Source organism: Mycolicibacterium peregrinum, assembly GCF_001665625.1.
Classification (GTDB): domain Bacteria; phylum Actinomycetota; class Actinomycetes; order Mycobacteriales; family Mycobacteriaceae; genus Mycobacterium; species Mycobacterium peregrinum_B.
The window spans coordinates 1-18,878 of record NZ_LZSY01000180.1; the positions used below are offsets into that span (position 1 = coordinate 1).

At 67.5% G+C, this 18,878-nt stretch carries 23 protein-coding genes and 1 pseudogene; 16 read left to right on the top strand and 8 right to left on the bottom strand.

The genetic code is table 11. The features are described from left to right. Positions 1-313 (top strand): annotated as a pseudogene (locus A5779_RS29135) (HNH endonuclease); the annotation flags it as partial. A 23-nt stretch (positions 314-336) separates the two neighbouring features. Here the strand turns inward: A5779_RS29135 and A5779_RS29140 are convergent. Continuing rightward, the gene (locus A5779_RS29140) at positions 337-954 is read right to left on the bottom strand and encodes a TetR family transcriptional regulator (RefSeq protein ID WP_064887203.1); all 618 of its coding nucleotides are present in this window, start codon (positions 952-954) and stop codon (positions 337-339) included. A 71-nt stretch (positions 955-1,025) separates the two neighbouring features. Here A5779_RS29140 and bioB point away from each other — a divergent pair, with 71 nt between their 5' ends. The 3 genes from bioB (at position 1,026) to A5779_RS29155 (ending at position 3,021) form a co-directional block, all read left to right on the top strand. After that, positions 1,026-2,033 (top strand): biotin synthase BioB, encoded by a 1,008-nt coding sequence (gene bioB, locus A5779_RS29145; protein WP_055113863.1) that lies wholly within the window; start codon positions 1,026-1,028, stop codon positions 2,031-2,033. A gap of 11 nt (positions 2,034-2,044) precedes the next feature. Further along, positions 2,045-2,284: a biotin synthase auxiliary protein BsaP gene (gene bsaP / locus A5779_RS29150; protein ID WP_064887255.1), complete on the top strand. Its 240-nt coding sequence runs from the start codon at positions 2,045-2,047 to the stop codon at positions 2,282-2,284. A 62-nt stretch (positions 2,285-2,346) separates the two neighbouring features. After that, complete coding sequence (locus tag A5779_RS29155; protein ID WP_064887256.1) at positions 2,347-3,021, top strand: DUF2567 domain-containing protein; 675 nt, start codon at positions 2,347-2,349, stop codon at positions 3,019-3,021. Here A5779_RS29155 and A5779_RS29160 read toward each other — a convergent pair. The 4 genes from A5779_RS29160 to A5779_RS29175 are packed head-to-tail and all read right to left on the bottom strand — an operon-like array spanning position 3,002 to position 6,345. Then, on the bottom strand, positions 3,002-3,412 hold the full coding sequence (locus A5779_RS29160) for a VOC family protein (protein ID WP_064887204.1): 411 nt from the start codon (positions 3,410-3,412) through the stop codon (positions 3,002-3,004). The two genes, A5779_RS29155 and A5779_RS29160, sit on opposite strands and share 20 nt — an antisense overlap. Before the next feature lie 48 nt (positions 3,413-3,460). Continuing rightward, entirely contained in the window at positions 3,461-4,276 is an 816-nt protein-coding gene (locus A5779_RS29165) for a helix-turn-helix transcriptional regulator (RefSeq protein ID WP_082941896.1), read from the bottom strand. Between the two features lie 29 nt (positions 4,277-4,305). After that, on the bottom strand, positions 4,306-5,637 hold the full coding sequence (locus tag A5779_RS29170) for a lipase family protein (protein WP_064887206.1): 1,332 nt from the start codon (positions 5,635-5,637) through the stop codon (positions 4,306-4,308). 42 nt (positions 5,638-5,679) lie between these two features. Beyond that, positions 5,680-6,345 (bottom strand): NUDIX hydrolase, encoded by a 666-nt coding sequence (locus tag A5779_RS29175; RefSeq protein ID WP_207549136.1) that lies wholly within the window; start codon positions 6,343-6,345, stop codon positions 5,680-5,682. 25 nt (positions 6,346-6,370) lie between these two features. Here A5779_RS29175 and nadA point away from each other — a divergent pair, with 25 nt between their 5' ends. The 3 genes from nadA to nadC are packed head-to-tail and all read left to right on the top strand — an operon-like array spanning position 6,371 to position 9,917. Then, complete coding sequence (nadA, locus tag A5779_RS29180; RefSeq protein WP_413784949.1) at positions 6,371-7,462, top strand: quinolinate synthase NadA; 1,092 nt, start codon at positions 6,371-6,373, stop codon at positions 7,460-7,462. Further along, complete coding sequence (locus A5779_RS29185; protein ID WP_064887208.1) at positions 7,459-9,060, top strand: L-aspartate oxidase; 1,602 nt, start codon at positions 7,459-7,461, stop codon at positions 9,058-9,060. The genes nadA and A5779_RS29185 overlap by 4 nt, the downstream gene beginning before the upstream one ends. Continuing rightward, positions 9,060-9,917: a carboxylating nicotinate-nucleotide diphosphorylase gene (nadC, locus tag A5779_RS29190; RefSeq protein ID WP_064887258.1), complete on the top strand. Its 858-nt coding sequence runs from the start codon at positions 9,060-9,062 to the stop codon at positions 9,915-9,917. Before A5779_RS29185 ends, nadC begins: the two co-directional genes overlap by 1 nt. Here the strand turns inward: nadC and A5779_RS29195 are convergent. After that, positions 9,914-10,726: a helix-turn-helix domain-containing protein gene (locus tag A5779_RS29195; protein ID WP_110777871.1), complete on the bottom strand. Its 813-nt coding sequence runs from the start codon at positions 10,724-10,726 to the stop codon at positions 9,914-9,916. The two genes, nadC and A5779_RS29195, sit on opposite strands and share 4 nt — an antisense overlap. 87 nt (positions 10,727-10,813) lie before the next feature. On the opposite strand from A5779_RS29195, the gene A5779_RS29200 reads away from it, so the two are divergent. Then, positions 10,814-11,221 (top strand): SRPBCC family protein, encoded by a 408-nt coding sequence (locus tag A5779_RS29200; protein ID WP_064887209.1) that lies wholly within the window; start codon positions 10,814-10,816, stop codon positions 11,219-11,221. A gap of 78 nt (positions 11,222-11,299) precedes the next feature. On the opposite strand, the gene rhtB is transcribed toward A5779_RS29200, so the two are convergent. Together rhtB and A5779_RS29210 are read right to left on the bottom strand one after the other, a co-directional pair. Beyond that, complete coding sequence (rhtB, locus tag A5779_RS29205; protein ID WP_064887210.1) at positions 11,300-11,935, bottom strand: homoserine/homoserine lactone efflux protein; 636 nt, start codon at positions 11,933-11,935, stop codon at positions 11,300-11,302. 21 nt (positions 11,936-11,956) lie between these two features. Beyond that, positions 11,957-12,367 carry a nitroreductase family deazaflavin-dependent oxidoreductase gene (locus tag A5779_RS29210; RefSeq protein WP_044518426.1) on the bottom strand — a complete coding sequence of 137 codons (411 nt, stop codon included), beginning with the start codon at positions 12,365-12,367 and terminating at the stop codon, positions 11,957-11,959. A 104-nt stretch (positions 12,368-12,471) separates the two neighbouring features. Here A5779_RS29210 and hisD point away from each other — a divergent pair, with 104 nt between their 5' ends. From hisD to hisI, 8 genes are read left to right on the top strand one after another with little or no spacing between them, the layout of a single operon-like run. Then, complete coding sequence (gene hisD, locus A5779_RS29215) at positions 12,472-13,800, top strand: histidinol dehydrogenase (protein ID WP_064887211.1); 1,329 nt, start codon at positions 12,472-12,474, stop codon at positions 13,798-13,800. Positions 13,801-13,828: 28 nt separating this feature from the next. Beyond that, positions 13,829-14,968 (top strand): histidinol-phosphate transaminase, encoded by a 1,140-nt coding sequence (locus tag A5779_RS29220; RefSeq protein ID WP_064887260.1) that lies wholly within the window; start codon positions 13,829-13,831, stop codon positions 14,966-14,968. Continuing rightward, positions 14,965-15,573 (top strand): imidazoleglycerol-phosphate dehydratase HisB, encoded by a 609-nt coding sequence (hisB, locus tag A5779_RS29225; RefSeq protein ID WP_055113886.1) that lies wholly within the window; start codon positions 14,965-14,967, stop codon positions 15,571-15,573. The genes A5779_RS29220 and hisB overlap by 4 nt, the downstream gene beginning before the upstream one ends. Next, a complete protein-coding gene (gene hisH, locus A5779_RS29230) occupies positions 15,570-16,187 on the top strand; it encodes an imidazole glycerol phosphate synthase subunit HisH (protein ID WP_064887212.1) in 618 nt (205 codons plus the stop codon). Before hisB ends, hisH begins: the two co-directional genes overlap by 4 nt. Then, complete coding sequence (gene priA / locus A5779_RS29235) at positions 16,184-16,918, top strand: bifunctional 1-(5-phosphoribosyl)-5-((5-phosphoribosylamino)methylideneamino)imidazole-4-carboxamide isomerase/phosphoribosylanthranilate isomerase PriA (protein ID WP_064887213.1); 735 nt, start codon at positions 16,184-16,186, stop codon at positions 16,916-16,918. The genes hisH and priA overlap by 4 nt, the downstream gene beginning before the upstream one ends. Then, positions 16,915-17,745 carry an inositol monophosphatase family protein gene (locus A5779_RS29240; protein ID WP_064887214.1) on the top strand — a complete coding sequence of 277 codons (831 nt, stop codon included), beginning with the start codon at positions 16,915-16,917 and terminating at the stop codon, positions 17,743-17,745. The genes priA and A5779_RS29240 overlap by 4 nt, the downstream gene beginning before the upstream one ends. After that, a complete protein-coding gene (gene hisF, locus A5779_RS29245) occupies positions 17,742-18,527 on the top strand; it encodes an imidazole glycerol phosphate synthase subunit HisF (RefSeq protein WP_064887215.1) in 786 nt (261 codons plus the stop codon). Before A5779_RS29240 ends, hisF begins: the two co-directional genes overlap by 4 nt. Beyond that, positions 18,527-18,874 (top strand): phosphoribosyl-AMP cyclohydrolase, encoded by a 348-nt coding sequence (hisI, locus tag A5779_RS29250; protein WP_064887216.1) that lies wholly within the window; start codon positions 18,527-18,529, stop codon positions 18,872-18,874. Before hisF ends, hisI begins: the two co-directional genes overlap by 1 nt. Positions 18,875-18,878 lie beyond the last annotated feature (4 nt).

Genomic DNA, 18,878 nt, shown 5'->3' on the forward strand with positions numbered 1-18,878 from the left:
CCGCCAACTCCCCGACGGCACCATCGAATTCACCACCCCCACCGGACACACCCATGTGACCGAACCCCACGGCGCCGCCCTGTTCCCGACCCTGGGCCAACCCACCGGGGACCTCAACCTCCCCGAAGCCCAACCGCCCAGCCCCAATCGCGGTGCGAAAATGCCCAAACGCTCACGCACCCGCGAACAAGACCAACGTGACCGCATCGCCGAAGAACGACGCCTACGCGCCGAACTCAACAACGACCTCGACGTCGAACGCCAATACCAAGCCTGGCTCGCCGAAGAATATGGACCACCACCGCCATTTTGAGGCGGCATTCTGAGCTGGCCGGGTCAATTCTCGCTACGCTGCCGGCCACCGCGGCCGGAGCTGAGTGTGCTGGCGCCCCGTACTGCCACACCGTCTACGAGCAACTGCAGGCCGAAGGCGAACTGCCGGGAGGTGTCACGGGTGAGCACCGACTGCTCGTCGGCCAGGGCGCCCGCGGCGTCCCACTGCAGACGGGACTGTTCGTCGGCGGTGAAGCCGAGTACGAAGTACAGGAAGGTGCGAGCAGCCAACTCGTCGTCCGGCGGTGCCACACCGGCACGCTGGGCGGCGTCGGCGAGTTGGGCCACGATCTCGATGGCCAGCTTTGACTGCCCGGCCGCGAAGCTCGAGGACACCAGTTCGGCGCCGTCGGTGTGCGACAGCAGTGCGTCGCGCAGCGCCACACAGATCTCATGGATCCGGCCCGGCCAGGACGGCGTCGTGGAATCCGTGCGAGCAGGCTGCAGGATGCGGTCGGCGACCGCGCCGAGCAGCTCCTGTTTGTTGGCGAAATGCCAGTACAACGCGCCCGGGCTGACATTGAGCTCGCGCGCCAGGCGGCGCATCGTCAGGTCGGCGATGCCGTAGTTGTCGAGGATGGCCGTCGCCGCATCCACCACGTCGGGTTTGTGGAGTTGCACACCGTTACCCTAGCCTGAACGGTGTTCAATTGTCGGCTCGGCCGACCCCATGATCCACAGGAGGACTTTCGGTGACGCAGGCAGCCGTAGATGTACTGGGCGTAGCTCGCGAGCAGGTTCTGGAGCGTGGCGTCGGCCTCGACAAGGACCAGACGCTGCAGGTGCTGCAGCTGCCCGATGACCAGCTCGAAGAGCTGCTGGCCCTGGCCCACGAGGTCCGGATGAAGTGGTGTGGCCCCGAGGTCGAGGTCGAAGGCATCATCAGCCTCAAGACGGGCGGCTGCCCGGAGGACTGCCACTTCTGCTCGCAGTCTGGTCTGTTCGCCTCTCCGGTGCGTAGCGCCTGGCTCGACATCCCGAGCCTGGTCGAGGCGGCCAAGCAGACCGCCAAGACCGGCGCCACCGAGTTCTGCATCGTGGCCGCGGTGCGTGGCCCCGACGAGCGCCTGCTGGCCCAGGTCGCCGCGGGCATCGAGGCGATCCGCAACGAGGTCGACATCCAGATCGCCTGCTCGCTGGGCATGCTGACTCAGGAGCAGGTGGACCGCCTCAAGGACATGGGCGTGCACCGCTACAACCACAACCTGGAGACCGCGCAGTCGTTCTTCCCCAATGTCGTCACCACGCACTCGTGGGAGGAGCGCTGGGGCACGCTGGAAATGGTGCGTGAAGCCGGCATGGAGGTCTGCTGCGGCGGCATCCTGGGCATGGGCGAGACGCTGGAGCAGCGCGCTGAGTTCGCCGCCAACCTGGCCGAGCTGGACCCGCACGAGGTGCCGCTGAACTTCCTCAACCCGCGCCCGGGCACACCGTTCGGCGATCTCGAGGTGCTGCCTGCCTCTGAGGCCCTCAAGGCGGTGGCCGCGTTCCGACTGGCGCTGCCGCGCACCATGCTGCGCTTCGCCGGTGGCCGCGAGATCACCCTTGGTGACCTCGGCGCCAAGCAGGGCATCCTTGGCGGCATCAACGCTGTCATCGTCGGCAACTACCTGACCACGCTGGGCCGCCCGGCCGAGTCGGACCTTGAATTGCTCGACGATCTGCAGATGCCGATCAAGGCGCTGAACGCCAGCCTGTAGAACTGGTGGTGATGGTTCAAGACTTGCCCGCGCCCGTCGGCGCCGGCTTATACAACGTCTACACCGGGGTCCAGGCGGACGCGGCGGACGGAAGCGTCGTGCCCACCGCCGCACAACTCGGCCTGGAACCGCCACGGTTCTGTGCCGAATGCGGCCGCCGGATGATCGTCCAGGTGCGGCCCACCGGGTGGTGGGCCAAGTGTTCGCGGCATGGGCAGGTGGATTCGATGGACCTGGATACGCGGCGATGAGCCTCTCGGGCGAAGAGCAGAAGGCCCCGATGAGCCTCTCGGGCGAAGAGCAGAAGGCCCCGATGAGCCTCTCGGGCGAAGAGCAGGTTGCCCAGGCCGGTCCAGCTCCGGCCAATCTCGTTGGCGCGCCCCGCGTTCCGCGTGAGCGGGCGGTGTTGACCGTCATCGGGGCTCTCGCGGTGGCCGGAGCGCTGCTCGGCGCGCTGTGGGCGTGGTTGACGCCGGGGGTTCACGGAGTGATCGCGTTGACTCGTAGCGGCGAGCGGGTGCACGCGTATCTGGGCAGTGAATCCGATCATTTCTTCACGTCGGCATTCATGTTCGTCGGCATGCTCGTCGTCCTGGCGGTCGTGGCTGCCGTGGCGCTGTGGCAGTGGGCCCCGCATCGCGGGCCCGTTATGGTCGCCGCGTTGGCCATGGGCTCTGCGTTGGCCACCGGGGTGGCCGCCGGTGTCGGTGCGGCACTGGCTCACGTGCGGTTCGGCTCGTTGGACATCGCCGGAGCTCCGGTGACCACGGAACATCGGGTGCATTACGTGCTGGAAGCGCCGTCGGTCTTCTTCGGACACACACCGCTGCAGATCGCCGGCACGATCCTGTTCCCTGCCGCCGCAGCGGCAATGGTCTACGCGCTGATCGCGGTGTCGACCGTGCGTGACGATCTCGGTGCCTGGCCTCCTGTGGAGACCCCGACGTATCCGGTGATCCCGCCGGTGGTCACTCCACCCGGGGCTTGACGGCTGCGGGTTCGAAGAGCTCGATGGGGTTGCCGTCGGGGTCGTCGATTTGGACCTGCCGTCCCCCCGGCCCCGTCTCCACCTGGTTGCGGAACGTGACGGCGGCCCCGCGTAACTCGGTGACGGCAGCGTCGAGGTCATCGACCTCGAGCACGATCCGGTTGAAGCCTCCGGGGATCTGCGGCGCGCCGTCGGGCAGTGGACGTGCACCGGAGCTGCCCGGCCCGCTCAAGAACACGGTGAGATTGCCGCTGACCACGGACGCGAACGCGGGTCCTCCGCGGAGGGCGACATCGAATCCCAGCTGGCCCGTGTAGAACGCGACCGCGCGTTCGACGTCGGTGACCTGGTAGCGGATCGCGCCGGCTCGGTAGGTGATGTGTCCAGACATGACCGCAGTCTGCCGATCTTCGCACCGGATGTATTGAACAAAATTGACCTATGGCTCGAGTGCGATGTGGTCATCCTTCGCGACGTAGCTGCTTCGGCGCAGCTGCTGGGCGGGCGTCATCCCGGAGAACTCCTGGAACTCCCTGATCATGTGCGACTGGTCGGCGTATCCGTGCTCGATGGCGAAGGTGGGCCAATGCGGTGGTGAGAGTGCCGACGAGACAGCGTCATGTGCGTGCCGGAACCGTTGAACGCGGGCGAACCGTTTGGGTGGCATTCCGACCTGGGCCGTGAACAACTGGATCAGCCTGCGGTGACTGAAGCCGATTGCGCGGGCGAGTTTTTCGATCGTTGGTTGGCGGTCGAGGCTCAGCGCGTCCACCACGAATGCCACTTCCGGGGTCAGTCCGCGGCACCCGAGCAGTCGGGCGAGCAAGGTACGTTCGACGATCGCCAACCGCTGTGTGATCGACTGCGTCTCACAGATCTCGGAGCGCAGGTCGGCCGCCGCGCCGTTCCACACCGTATCGAGATTGATGTGGGAACCCACTAGTTCGTGCGCTGATATTCCGAGGACTGCACGGACACCGCCCGGTTTGAAGTGCACGCCCACCATGGCGGTGTGTTCACGGGCGTCGATGTCGAACGGCCGGGTGTAGGGGCCGGAGACCACGGCACCCGAAAGGCGCTGTGTACCTTGGCTGTTCGCTATGGCGATGGTGTCGACACCGAGGTTGATGACAAGCTCGGTGGTGCCGGTGGGAAGGATGCGTTCCGCCGGGTACGTGGGTCCGTCCGCAATGCACCACAGGTGGTCGACGCTGTCGCGCAGGGCCACCGTCGGGGGCTGACGGATATAACGCATCTACCCCTATTGTGCCAGCTCGCGACAGCTCAGAGCGGGCGCCGCCGTACCGTTCGGCCCAGGGCCACCTTGGTGGCGATTCCGGCCAGTCGTGCCATGCCCATGTAGGTGATCGGGTTGAGCAGCGTCGGCCATTTCGAACGCACCAGGTTGGCGGTCAGCGGGCGCTCGGCGAACCGATCGCCCAGCCAGCGCAACGCCATCGGGGCCGAGAACGGGTGCAACAGCAGGTGTTCGCTGAACATGTCGCGGTGGTAGGTCACGTCGGCGCCGCCGGCCAGGTAGGTATCGGCGAGTTCGTCGATGTCGTCGACCGAGATGATCTCGTCGTGCACCGCCTGCACGATCAGAACCGGCGGGACCGGCACGGCCACACCGAGTTTGGTGTCCTTGAACACCTCGGTGACCTCGGGCCCGTCGATAATCTGTTCCAGTGGCAGGTCGACCAGATCGGCCATGTCGGTGCGGAACATCCGCACGACGGCCTCCACCGTGGTCATCCGGTGCAGCCGGTCGAGGATCTTGCGTCCCTCGGTGGTGGCGTGCTCGGCGATCACTCGGTTGAGGTTGGGGTAGATGTCGGCGAGGGCGGCCACCACGAGGGCCGGCAGCCCGGAGAACACGGTGCCGTTGAGCCGGCGGAAGGTGTTTCCGAGGTTGCCGACGGGGGAGCCCAGGACGGCACCGACGATATTGAGCTCAGGGGCGTAGCTGCCGGCCATCTCGGCTGCCCAGGCGCTCGCCAGGCCGCCGCCGGAATACCCCCACAGGCCGATCCGTGCCGTCGGAGACAACGACAGGTGCTCGGTGTTGAGAGCCGCCCGCAAGCCGTCGAGTACCCGGTAACCGGGTTCGTAGGGCGCGCCCCACATGCCGTTGATGCCCTCGTGATCGGGCACCGAGACCGCCCAGCCTTCGGCCAGCGCGGCCGAGATCAGCAGGAATTCCAACTGGGCCAGGGAGCCGGTGGCCTTGGCATGGTGGCGCAGGGCGTAGGAGGGGAAGCATCGGGCTGAAATCGCGTCGATCGCGCACTGGTACGACACGATCGGGCAGTCCGGTGCGGCGTCGGCCGGGACGATGACGGTGGTGGCAGCGGCTTCAGGGATGCCGTTGCGGTCAGTGGAGCGGAACAACAGCTGCGTGGCGTGCAGACGCTGCGGGATCAGGCCCAGAAACGCCAGCTCGACGTCACGGCTACGCAGCACGGTGCCCGGTTCGGCGTGCTGGAACCCCGCAGGCGGTACATAGAACGCGTCGTGGTGGGGCAGGACGGGCCGGGAGGCCTGGTCGAGCTCCTCGTGAGGTGCCCGACCGATCCATTCGGCTGCCGAGACGCTGGCTGCACTGCCCATGTCCATCCCGGCATTCTTACTTAAGAAGGGTCTAAGAAGCCAGTCGACTCACCCGGGCGGGCGTAGAGCAGCGAATTCGTCGGTGACGCGGTACCGCGACTCGGTGAACCGGAACAAGGCCGCGGGCCGGCCGCCGCTGCGGCCCGATCGTGCGGTGGTCCCGGTGCGGGTGATGACCTTGCGACGTTCCAGCACCCGCTGCAGGTTTGTGGCGTCGACTTGGTAGTCGAGCGCGGCGTTGTAGATGTCGCGCAACGTGGATAGCGCGAATTCCTTTGGTGCCAAGGCGAATCCGATGTTGGTGTACGACAACTTGGCCACCAGTCGGTTGCGGGCGTGTTCGACCATCGGCGCGTGATCGAAGGCCATCGGGGGCAGGTCGCTGACCGGATGCCACCGGGTGTCCGGCGGCAGGGTCGGGGTCGAGGGGGAGGGCACCAGGCCAAGGAATGTCGATGCGATGGTCCGCGTGCCGGGAACTCGACGCGGGTCGGAAAACACCGCCAACTGCTCCAGATGGGCGAGTTCTCGCAGGTCAACCTTCTCGGCGAGCTGTCGCCGGACCGAGCTGATCAGGTCCTCGTCGTCATCCAGTCGGCCGCCCGGCAGGGACCATTTGCCCCGCTCGGGATCCAGTGCCCGCTGCCACAGCAGCACGTTGAGTGCGGGTTGCCGGGTGTCGAGGCCGCGAACCTGGAACACGACGGCGAGCACTTCGTGCGCGGTGTTACCATGTGGCATGTTTTCGATTATAAGTCGAAAACCTGACGCAGTGGAGGAGGTCGGCGTGACCGCTCTCGATGACACCCTCGCGGGGGGCTTGGCAGATCAGATCGTCGATGGTCCCGGTGGCTATTCCGGCGTTGACGGCGACGAGAAATGGGCTGCTGAGATTCGCCGTTTGGTCGATCAGCGCGGCGCGACGCTGCTGGCGCACAACTACCAGCTGCCGGCCATCCAGGACGTCGCCGACCATGTGGGTGATTCCCTGGCGCTCTCACGCATCGCCGCCGAGGCTCCCGAGGACACGATCGTGTTCTGCGGCGTGCACTTCATGGCCGAGACGGCCAAGATTCTCAGCCCCGACAAGACGGTGCTGATCCCGGACCAGCGCGCCGGTTGCTCGCTGGCCGACTCGATCACCGCCGACGAGCTGCAGGCCTGGAAGGACGAGCACCCCGGCGCGGTCGTCGTGTCCTACGTCAACACCACCGCCGCGGTGAAGGCACTGACAGATATCTGCTGCACGTCGTCGAATGCCGTCGAGGTGGTGGCCTCGATCCCCGAGGATCGCGAGGTGCTGTTCTGCCCGGACCAGTTCCTGGGTGCGCACGTGCGCCGCGTCACCGGCCGCAAGAACCTGCACGTCTGGGCCGGCGAATGCCACGTGCATGCCGGGATCAACGGCGACGAGCTGGCCGACCAGGCCCGGTCGCACCCCGACGCCGAACTGTTTGTGCACCCCGAATGTGGTTGCGCCACCTCGGCGCTCTACCTGGCCGGTGAGGGTGCGGTTCCCGAGGAGCGGGTGAAGATCCTGTCCACGGGCGGAATGCTCGACGCGGCCCGGGAAACCCGGGCCCGGCAGGTGCTCGTCGCCACCGAGGTCGGAATGCTGCACCAGTTGCGCAGGGCTGCACCGGAAGTCGACTTCCTGGCCGTCAACGACCGCGCGTCGTGCACCTACATGAAGATGATCACGCCGGCCGCACTGCTGCGCTGCCTGATCGAAGGTGCCGACGAGGTGCATGTCGATCCCGAGACCGCTCGGCTGGGACGGGCCAGCGTGCAGCGCATGATCGCGATTGGTCAGCCCGGCGGCGGCGAATGACCCCGACGGGCAGCGCCCGGGGATCGAGCCGCTTCGCCTGCGGCAGTTCGACGCTGTGGCAGCAGCGCGCTGACGTTGTCGTGGTCGGTACCGGAGTCGCCGGTCTGGTGGCGGCCCTGGCGGCGCACCGCGGGGGCCGGCGAGTGGTGGTGCTGAGCAAGGCTCGCGAGACCGCGACGTTCCATGCCCAGGGCGGGATCGCCGTCGTGTTGCCGGATTCCGACGACTCCGTCGAGGCGCACGTTGCCGATACGGTCGCCGCGGGGGGTGGCCTGTGCGACCCGGACGCGGTGCGCTCCATCGTCGCGGCCGGCTACGGCGCCGTGGCCGATCTGGTGACCGACGGTGCCCAGTTCGACGAGACAGCTCCCGGGCGCTGGGCGCTGACCCGCGAGGGCGGCCACACCCGACGCCGGATCATTCATGCCGGGGGTGACGCCACCGGGGCCGAGGTGCAGCGCGCCCTGGATTCGGCGGCGGCCGAACTCGACATCCGCCGTGACCACGTGGCGTGCGAGATCCTGCGTGACGACAGTGGCGTGACCGGAGTGCTGGTCCGCAACGAGGACGGCCTGGGTCTCATCCATGCGCCATCGGTCATCCTGGCGACCGGCGGCCTCGGCCACGTGTACGCGGCAACTACCAATCCGAGTGGCTCGACGGGTGACGGTATCGCCCTGGCGTTGTGGGCCGGAGTTGCGGTCCGCGACATCGAGTTCGTCCAATTCCACCCGACCATGCTGTACGTGGAGAACGGCGGCGGACGGCGTCCGCTCATCACTGAAGCGCTACGCGGTGAAGGCGCCATACTCATTGATTCGCAAGGTCACTCGGTGACTGACGGGGTGCACCCGATGGGGGACCTGGCCCCGCGCGATGTGGTCGCGGCGGCCATCAACGCCCGGCTCAGCGCCACGGGTGACCCGTGCGTGTATCTGGACGCCAGGGGTATCGCCCGGTTCTCCGACCGGTTTCCCACCGTGGCGGCGGCCTGTGCGGCGGCCGGGATCGACCCCACCCGCCAACCGATTCCGGTGGTTCCCGGCGCCCACTACAGCTGCGGCGGTGTGGTGACCGACGTGCATGGACGTACCGAACTGCCCGGGCTGTTCGCCGCGGGCGAGGTCGCCCGCACCGGGATGCACGGGGCCAACCGGTTGGCGTCCAACAGCTTGCTGGAGGGACTCGTCGTCGGTGGCCGGGCCGGCAGGTTGGCCGCCGAGCACGCGAGCGCGGCCGGTTCGGTGCGCGCCCAGGCGCCGCAGGATCGACGTCAAGACTCTGTTGAGCGAAATGTCCTGCAGCACGCCATGTCTGAGCATGCTTCAGTGGTCCGTGACGCCGAGGGCCTGCAACGGCTCGACGCAGTTCTGGCCGATGCGCGCTCGGTGCAGCCCGCCGACCGCCACAGCTTCGAGGATGCGGCCCTCACCGCGACCGCACGCGCAATCGCCGTCGCGGCCCTGGCCCGCACCGAAAGCCGTGGCTGCCACCATCGCGCCGATCACCCCGATACCGACCCCGCTCAGGAGCACTCCGTGACAATTCGCGCCGCAGCCGGCCGCCCCGTCCTCGATACCGCAACGGCGGTGTGCTGATGGCACTTTCGGATACTGAGCTGGCCGAGGCCCGGGCCACGATCACCCGTGCGCTCGAGGAGGACCTGCGCTACGGCCCGGACATCACGACTCTCGCCACCGTGGGCGCCGATGCCATGACCACCGCCTCGGTGGTGAATCGGGAGCCGGGCGTGGCCGCCGGCGTCGACATTGCGCTGCTGGTGCTCGACGGGGTCCTCGGCGCCGACGGCTACCGCGTGATCGACCGCGTCGAAGACGGTGCCCGGCTGGACGCCCGTTCTTCGATCCTGACGATCGAGGCGCCGACCCGCGGGCTGCTCACGGCCGAACGCACCATGCTGAACCTGATGTGCCACCTGTCGGGGATCGCCACGGCGACCGCCGCCTGGGTCGACGCAGTGGCCGGCACCAACGCCAAGATCCGCGACACCCGCAAGACACTGCCGGGCCTGCGTGCGCTGCAGAAGTACGCGGTGCGCGTCGGTGGCGGCGTCAACCACCGGATGGGGCTGGGTGACGCGGCACTGATCAAGGACAATCACGTCGCCGCGGCCGGGTCGGTGCTGGCCGCACTCAAGGCCGTCCGGGCCGAGGCTCCGGATCTGCCGTGTGAGGTCGAGGTGGATTCCCTCGAACAGCTCGACGATGTGCTCGCCGCCGACGTGGAATTGGTGCTGCTGGACAACTTCCCGGTCTGGCAGACCCAGATCGCGGTTCAGCGCCGCGACACCCGGTCGCCCAAGACGCTGCTGGAATCCTCGGGAGGCCTGTCGCTTGACAGCGCTGCCGAGTACGCCGGTACCGGGGTCGACTACCTGGCGATCGGTGCCCTCACCCATTCGGTGCGGGTGCTCGATATCGGTCTCGACACCTAACCCGCGCAGCGTAATTCGCGTCGAACCGCGGTCGGCGTCAACCCGGTGTGCGCACGCAGTGTGCGGCAGAAGTGGGCCTGGTCGGCGAAACCCAGTGTGGCCGCGACGTCGGCGATCGTGGATGTGCCGCGGTGCAGATGGTCGAGAGCCCGGCCGACCCGCACCCGGTTGCGGTACCGCGTCACCGACACCCCGAGTTCGTTGCTGAACGATCGGCTCAGCCGGTATGGCGAGACCCCGAGCGCAGTTGCGAGCGGGAACAACCCGACCGCGGCGTCATCCGCCTGCCTGATCGCGTCACGGGCTTGCGAGACCAACCGATCCGATGGCCGAGCAGGTGGATCGGACGCCGGTATCGGACGTCGTGCGGCCGCACGCAACGCAGACCCGACCAGCCGCACCAGGCCCTCCGCCAGTTGGTAATCGGGATCGGCGCGACTGCCGGCCAGAAGCCGTCGGTGCGCAAGTTCGAGACGGGCATCCACGTAGACGGAGGACGGCCCGATCCGATTCCGCTCGCCGGCGAGTTGCCACCAGCGGTCTGCGCTGAGCTGTAGTGACGTACACGCATCGCCGCCGTGTGGGTGGGCGAAATGCTCGTGTTCTCCGGGTTCGCCGAGGTAGCCCATGGTGGCATCGTGGTCCACTGGCTCGCCGGACCCGCGGCGGCGAAAACACCCCGAACGCACCAGCACGAATCGCCCGTCGACCGGACATTCGGCCTCTGACCAGTCCGGGTGCTCGCCGGAGCAACTCCAGGTGGCGATGCTGAATTCTGGCCGCGCGATCAGTGCCTGGGCGGTCAGCATGTGCGCCACGTTAGCCTTCGCGACCGACAGATACGGCCCGCAAAAATGTTCAAGACGCCTGGTCGGCCCGCGATCAGACTGGCTGGTATGGCATCGATCCACATTGAGTTCGACATTGAAGCTGACAGCGCGACGGTGTGGGAGGTGATCGGCGACTGGGCCGACGGCCCGGTACGCATGGCGCCCGGATTCGTGGCGACCTCCGAAGCCCATGATGACGTTCGGGTGGTGACGTTCGCCGACGGTTTCGTCGCCCGCGAGCGGCTGGTCAGCCGTGACGAGTCAACGCGCCGTGTCGCGTACTCCCTGATAGGTGACACCGCTAGGCCCGAGCACGACAACGCGGTGATGCAGGTGGTGTCCGACGGCCCGCACCGCTGCCGCTTCCTGTGGTCGCGTGATGTCCTGCCGGACGAGGCCGCGGGCCCGCTGCGGGCCGCGATGGAGCAGGCCGCCCCGATCATCAAGAGCGCGCAGGAGAACACGGTCGACTAGGCAGGCCTGGGGCACTGAACCGAGGATTCCGGTCAATATGTGGCTGAGATCCTCGGTTTAGTGCTCAACAGAGGGTTCCTACGCGGTCGCGCCGCGGCGGACCAACGACAACACCACCGCGGCCGTGGCGAACAGCCCGGAGAACACCCGGCCGAGCATCGTCTGCTGACGCGGTGTCTGCAGCCAGTCGAGTAGCCGCGCCGCCAGGCCGGTGTAGAGACTCATCACGACCACGTCGACGACGACCATGGTCGCTCCGATAGCCAAGTACTGCGGCAGCAACGGCGCCGTCGGCACCACGAACTGCGGCAGCACCGCGACGAGGAACACCAAGCCCTTCGGGTTGGTCGTGTTCACCAGGAATCCGCGCATCACCAGGGACAGTCGGCCGCGTTCACCTGTGCCGCCCATTCGGTCGCGCAGATCCTGCGAGGCGCTGCGCCACTGCTGGATGGCCAGGTAGATCAGGTACGCCACACCGATCCACTTGACGATGTGGAAGGCCAGCATCGACTTCGCGACCACGGCCCCCAGTCCGACGGCCACCAACACCAGCTGTGCAAGTAGTCCGAGCTGGAGTCCGAGCACGCTCCATGACCCACGGCGTACGCCATGGGTCAGGCCGGTCGCCATCGACTGAATCGCCCCGGCACCGGGGGACAGACTGATGGCGATCGACGCGCCGAGAAACGCGAGCCAGATCTGCCAGGTCATATGTGCAGTCTGGCGAGCGTGTCAAACGATATCTGCGACGAAGACGCCCATCCGGCGGGCCGCGTTGCGGGGGATCCGGGGGAGGGTTGGATCGTCGGTGCCCGCCGGCAGGACGCGCGGGTTGGTGATCTTGATGTCGCCGCGGAACAGGTGCACGTCGGCCCCACCGGCGGCGATCACGTTCTTCACCCAGTTGGTCTTGCCGTGCAGGAGCGTCACCGCGAACACATTGCCCTTGCGGTAGCTGGTCACGATCGTCTCGTACGGCGTACCAGAGGTACGGCCCCGATGCTTGATCACGGTGAAGCCGGGCAAGCGCTTGGAAAACGGTTTGACCAGCGGGTTGATGTATTTGATCTGGAACCGCTCCAGCGCGGGCGGTATGAGCATCGGTACGCCGGGGGCGTTGTTCGGATGGTCTTTCGCGGACATCTAGGGCTCCATTCGGCAGTCTGGGACCACACTACGGCGGGTTGTGCCGGCGGCAGCCGACGACGGATTTTTATCAACTGGACTGATCAGGGACAATTGAACCGATGGCCGAGTTTCAGATGTCCCGTATCGACCTGCGTAACCGTGCGCTGAATGCCGCGCAGTTGCGATCCGCGCTGCCCCGCGGCGGAGTCGACGTGGACGCAATTGTGCCCAAAGTCCGCCCGATCGTGGAGGCCGTCGCCGAGCACGGCGCGAAGGCCGCGCTGGACTACGGCCATACCTTCGACGGCATCCGTCCCGACACCGTGCGGGTGCCCGCGGACCGGCTGGCTGCGGCCCTCGCCGACCTCGACCCCGATGTCCGCGCCGCCCTGCAAGTCGCGATCGACCGGGCACGCACGGTGCACGCCGACCAACGGCGCACCGACACCACCACCACGCTGGGGCCTGGTGCCACCGTCACCGAACGCTGGGTCCCGGTCGAGCGTGTCGGGCTGTATGTGCCCGGCGGCAACGCCGTGTACCCGTCGAGTGTCGTGATGAACGTGGTGCCCGCGCAGACCGCCGGTGTGGATTCGCTGGTGATCGCCAGCCCGCCGCAGGCGGAATTCGCGGGCCTGCCGCACCCGACCATCCTGGCCGCTGCGGCGCTCCTCGGCGTCGACGAGGTGTGGGCCGTCGGCGGCGCACAGGCGGTGGCGTTGCTGGCCTACGGCGGAACCGACACCGATGGCGCCGAGTTGGCCCCCGTCGACATGATCACCGGCCCCGGCAACATCTACGTGACCGCCGCCAAGCGGATCTGCCGTTCGCAGGTCGGCATCGACGCCGAGGCCGGCCCGACGGAGATCGCGATCCTGGCCGACGACACGGCCGATCCGGTGCACGTCGCCGCTGACCTGATCAGTCAGGCCGAGCACGACGAGATGGCGGCCAGTGTGCTGGTCACCGTCAGCGAGGCGCTGGCCGCGGCCACCGACCGCGAGCTCACTCGCCAGTTGGAGACCACCGTGCATGTCGAGCGCGTCAAGGCCGCACTCTCGGGCAAGCAGTCCGCGATCGTGCTGGTCGACGACATCGATGCCGGGGTACGCGTGGTCAACGCCTACGCCGCCGAGCACCTCGAGATCCAGACCGAGGATGCGCCTGCGTTGGCCGGCCGGATTCGTTCTGCCGGAGCCATTTTCGTCGGCGCCTGGTCGCCGGTCAGCCTGGGCGACTACTGCGCCGGGTCCAACCACGTGCTGCCGACCGCCGGTTGCGCCCGCCACTCCAGCGGCCTGTCCGTGCAGACGTTCCTGCGCGGCATCCACGTCGTCGAGTACGACGAAGCCGCACTCAAAGATGTGTCCGGCCATGTGATCACGCTGTCCAAGGCGGAAAACCTGCCCTCACATGGCGAGGCGGTACGACGGAGGTTTGAACGGTGATGAGCGCTTGCGCGAAGAACAGGCGATCATGAGCGCACGGGATGTGACGCTGGCCGATCTGCCGCTGCGCGAAAACCTGCGCGGGAAATCGCCCTACGGGGCACCGCAATTGGTGGTTCCGGTGCGGCTCAATACGAACGAGAACCCGCACCCGCCCACCCAGGCCCTCATCGATGACGTCGCCGCATCGGTCCGCGACGCCGCGGCCGAATTGCACCGCTATCCCGACCGTGACTCGGTTCAGTTGCGCACCGATCTGGCCGCCTATCTCACGGCGGCGACCGGCGTGCCGCTGACAGTCGACAACCTCTGGGCGGCAAACGGTTCCAACGAGATCCTGCAGCAGCTGCTGCAGGCTTTCGGCGGACCGGGGCGCACCGCGATCGGTTTCGTGCCGTCGTACTCGATGCACCCGATCATCTCCGACGGCACCCAGACCGAATGGCTGCAGGCCGCCCGCGCCGCGGACTTCGGGCTCGACATCGACGTGGCGGTGGCGGCGGTCAAGGAACGGACCCCCGACGTGGTGTTCGTCGCGAGCCCCAACAACCCGTCGGGCCAGAGTGTCCCGATCGAGGACCTGCGCCGGCTGCTGCAAGCGATGACGGGTGGCATCCTGATCGTCGACGAAGCCTACGGCGAGTTCTCGTCGCAGCCCAGCGCGGTCACCTTGATCGACGAGTTCCCGGCCAAGCTGATCGTCACCCGGACGATGAGCAAGGCGTTCGCGTTCGCCGGCGGTCGGCTCGGTTACCTGGCGGCCGCGCCTGCGGTGATCGATGCGCTGCTGTTGGTGCGACTGCCGTATCACCTGTCGGTGCTCACCCAGGCGGCCGCGTGTGCAGCACTGCGTCATGCTGATGACACCCTGGGAAGCGTGGCGACCCTGGCTGCCGAACGCGACCGGGTGAGCGCCGAATTGACCCGCTTGGGCTACCGAGTGATCCCCAGCGACGCGAACTTCGTGTTATTCGGCGATTTCACCGATGCGCCGGCGACGTGGCAGCGCTACCTGGACAAGGGAATCCTGATCCGCGATGTCGGTATCCCTGGCTTCCTGCGCACCACGATCGGTCTGGCCGAGGAGAACGACGCATTCCTGGCTGCCAGCGCCGATCTGGCCACCACCGAACTTCAGCCCGCCAACAGCCCGGTAGGAGCATCGTGACCCGTCGCGCGAAAGTCGAACGCAAGACCAGGGAATCCGACATCACCGTCGAGATCGACCTCGACGGCACCGGTGTCGTCGACATCGATACCGGTGTCCCGTTCTTCGATCACATGCTGACCGCGCTGGGCACCCACGCCAGCTTCGATCTCACCGTGCACGCCAAGGGCGACATCGAAATCGAGGGGCATCACACGATCGAAGACACGGCGATCGTGTTGGGCCAGGCACTCGGCCAGGCGTTGGGCGACAAGAAGGGCATCCGCCGGTTCGGCGATGCGTTCATCCCGATGGACGAGTCGTTGGCGCACGCCGCCGTCGACGTGTCCGGCCGGCCCTACTTCGTGCACACCGGGGAACCCGAGTTCATGGTCGAATTCACCATCGCCGGGTCCAGCGCGCCCTACCACACCGTGATCAACCGCCACGTATTCGAATCGCTGGCCTTCAACGCCCGCATCGCATTGCACGTGCGGACGCTCTACGGCCGCGACCCACACCACATCACCGAGGCGCAGTACAAGGCCGTGGCCCGCGCGCTGCGCCAGGCCGTCGAGTACGACGCCAGGGTCACCGGCGTCCCGTCGACCAAGGGCACTCTGTGACCAAGAAACTCGTCGTCCTCGATTACGGATCGGGCAACCTGCGCTCGGCCCAGCGGGCACTGGAGCGGGTTGGTGCCGATGTCGAGGTCACGGCCGACCCCGGGGCTGCCGCAGCAGCCGACGGACTCGTGGTGCCCGGTGTCGGAGCGTTCGAGGCCTGCATGACCGGACTCCGGGCGATCGGCGGAGAGAAGATCATCGCCGATCGCCTGCAGCATGGCCGTCCGGTGTTGGGCGTCTGTGTCGGTATGCAGATTCTGTTCGCCCGCGGCGTGGAGTTCGGCGTGGAGTCCACCGGGTGCGGGCAGTGGCCAGGCTCGGTGACCCGACTGGACGCGCCGGTGATTCCGCACATGGGCTGGAATGTCGTCGAAGCTGCGGCCGGCAGCACTCTGTTCAAGGGCCTCGACACCGCCACGCGTTTCTATTTCGTGCATTCGTACGCCGCCCAGGAATGGTCCGGTAATCCGGACGCACGCGTCACCTGGGCGACGCATCACGTGCCGTTCATCGCCGCCGTCGAAGACGGCGCGTTGTCGGCTACGCAATTTCATCCGGAGAAGAGCGGCGACGCCGGTGCGACGCTTCTCGCGAATTGGGTTGAGGGACTGTGAGTTTGATTCTGTTGCCGGCTGTCGATGTGGTGGACGGCAAGGCGGTGCGTCTGGTGCAGGGCAAGGCCGGCAGTGAGACCGATTACGGTTCGGCACTGGAAGCTGCGGAGGCTTGGCAGCGTGACGGCGCTGAGTGGATCCACCTGGTGGACCTGGACGCCGCCTTCGGGCGCGGCAGCAACCGCGAACTGCTGGCTGATCTGGTCGGCAAGCTCGACGTGAAAGTCGAACTGTCCGGCGGGATCCGCGATGACGACTCGCTCAAGGCGGCCATGGACACCGGCTGCGCGCGGGTGAACATCGGCACCGCGGCGCTGGAAAGCCCCGAGTGGTGCCGTCGGGCCATCGCCGAGTACGGCGACCGGGTCGCAGTTGGGCTGGATGTTCAGTTCGAGAACGACAGCTGGCGGCTGCGCGGCCGCGGCTGGGAAACCGACGGCGGCGATCTTTGGGAGGTCTTGGATCGCCTTGATCGCGAAGGGTGTTCGCGCTACGTCGTCACCGACGTCACCAAGGACGGCACCCTGACCGGGCCCAACCTGGAACTGTTGGCCGCGGTGGCCGACCGCACTGACGCTCCGGTGATCGCCTCGGGCGGGGTATCCAGCCTGGACGACCTCCGGGCAATCGCCACCCTTACCGGTCACGGTGTCGAGGGTGCGATCGTCGGGAAGGCGCTCTACGCCGAACGATTCACTCTGCCGCAGGCACTGGCCGCGGTCAGCGGATAAGCGAGGTGGGTGACCTGGATTCGTCGAAGCTGGCCGCACTGGTTGCTGCGGCCACCGAGATCCTCGACGCGGCGTCCGTGCCGTTCATCGCCGGGCACCGCGCGGATTCGGCTGTCACCAAGCAGGGCAATGACTTTGCCACCGAGGTCGATCTGGCGATCGAGCGGCAGGTGGTGCGGGCACTGACCGAGGCCACCGGAATCGGGGTCCACGGTGAGGAATTCGGTGGTGAGCCCATCGATTCCCCGCTGGTGTGGGTGCTCGACCCGATCGACGGCACATTCAACTACGCGGCAGGGTCGCCGATGGCGGCCATTCTGCTCGGTCTGTTGGCGGACGGCGAGCCGGTGGCCGGCCTGACCTGGCTGCCGTTCACCGGACAGCGGTATTCGGCGCTGGCCGGGGGACCGGTGCGGGACAACGGGACCGCGCTGCCGCCGCTGGGGTCGCCGACGTTGACCGACTCGATCGTCGGGATCCAGACCTTCAACATCGATTCTCGCGGCCGGTTCCCCGGCCGCTACCGGGTCGAGGTGCTGTCCAATCTGAGCCGGGTGTGCTTGCGGGTGCGGATGCACGGCGCCACCGGGGTGGACCTGGCCTATGTCGCGGCCGGGATCCTGGGTGGGGCCATCAGTTTCGGCCACCACATCTGGGACCATGCTGCCGGTGTGGCGCTGGTCCGGGCCGCGGGCGGCATCGTGACGGACCTGGCCGGCGATCCGTGGACCGCCGAGTCGAAGTCGGCGCTGGCCGCCGCGCCCGGCGTGCACGAACGCATGTTGGAAATCGTGAAATCCGCTGGCAATCCGGAGGACTATCTGTGAGCACCATCAGTGACGTCGCGACGAGGGTGATCCCGTGCCTCGACGTCGACGCCGGCCGGGTGGTCAAGGGTGTCAACTTCGAGAACCTGCGCGATGCAGGCGATCCCGTGGAACTCGCGGCCGTTTACGACGCCGAGGGCGCCGATGAACTGACCTTCCTCGATGTGACCGCGTCCTCGTCGGGCCGGTCCACCATGCTCGAGGTGGTCAAGCGCACCGCCGAGCAGGTGTTCATCCCGCTGACCGTCGGTGGCGGTGTGCGCGCGGTCGAGGACGTCGACGTGCTGCTGCGTGCCGGCGCCGACAAGGTGTCGGTCAACACCGCGGCGATCGCCCGGCCCGAACTGTTGGCCGAGATGGCGCGCCAGTTCGGTTCGCAGTGCATCGTGCTCAGCGTCGACGCGCGTACCGTGCCCGCCGGTGATCAGCCCACTCCCTCGGGGTGGGAGGTGACCACTCACGGCGGGCGCCGCGGCACCGGCATCGATGCCATCGAATGGGCCGCCCGCGGCGCCGAACTCGGCGTCGGCGAGATCCTGCTCAACTCGATGGACCGTGACGGCACCAAGGCCGGGTTCGACCTGCCGATGCTGCGTGCCGTGCGCGCGGCAGTGGGCGTCCCGGTGATCGCCAGCGGTGGTGCCGGCGCGGTCGCCGATTTCGCACCTGCCGTGCAGGCGGGCGCGGATGCGGTGCTGGCCGCCAGCGTCTTCCACTTCGGGGAGATGACCATCGGTCAGGTCAAGGCCGCGATGGCGGCCGAAGGAATCGTGGTGCGGTAATGGCACTCGATCCCGACATCGCCAAGCGCCTCAAGCGCAACGCCGACGGGTTGTTCAGCGCCGTGGCGCAGGAGCGTTCCACCGGTCAGGTGCTGATGGTCGCCTGGATGGACGACGACGCGCTGGCCCGCACCCTGGAAACCCGTGAGGCCACCTATTTTTCACGCTCCCGCGGCGAGCAGTGGGTCAAGGGCCTGACCTCGGGGCACACGCAGTACGTGCACTCGGTCCGGCTGGACTGCGACGGCGACACGGTGTTGCTGGAGGTCGACCAGATCGGCGCCGCCTGCCACACCGGGGCGCACACATGCTTCGACGCGGACGTGCTTTTGCCGGCCGTGGACTGACTGA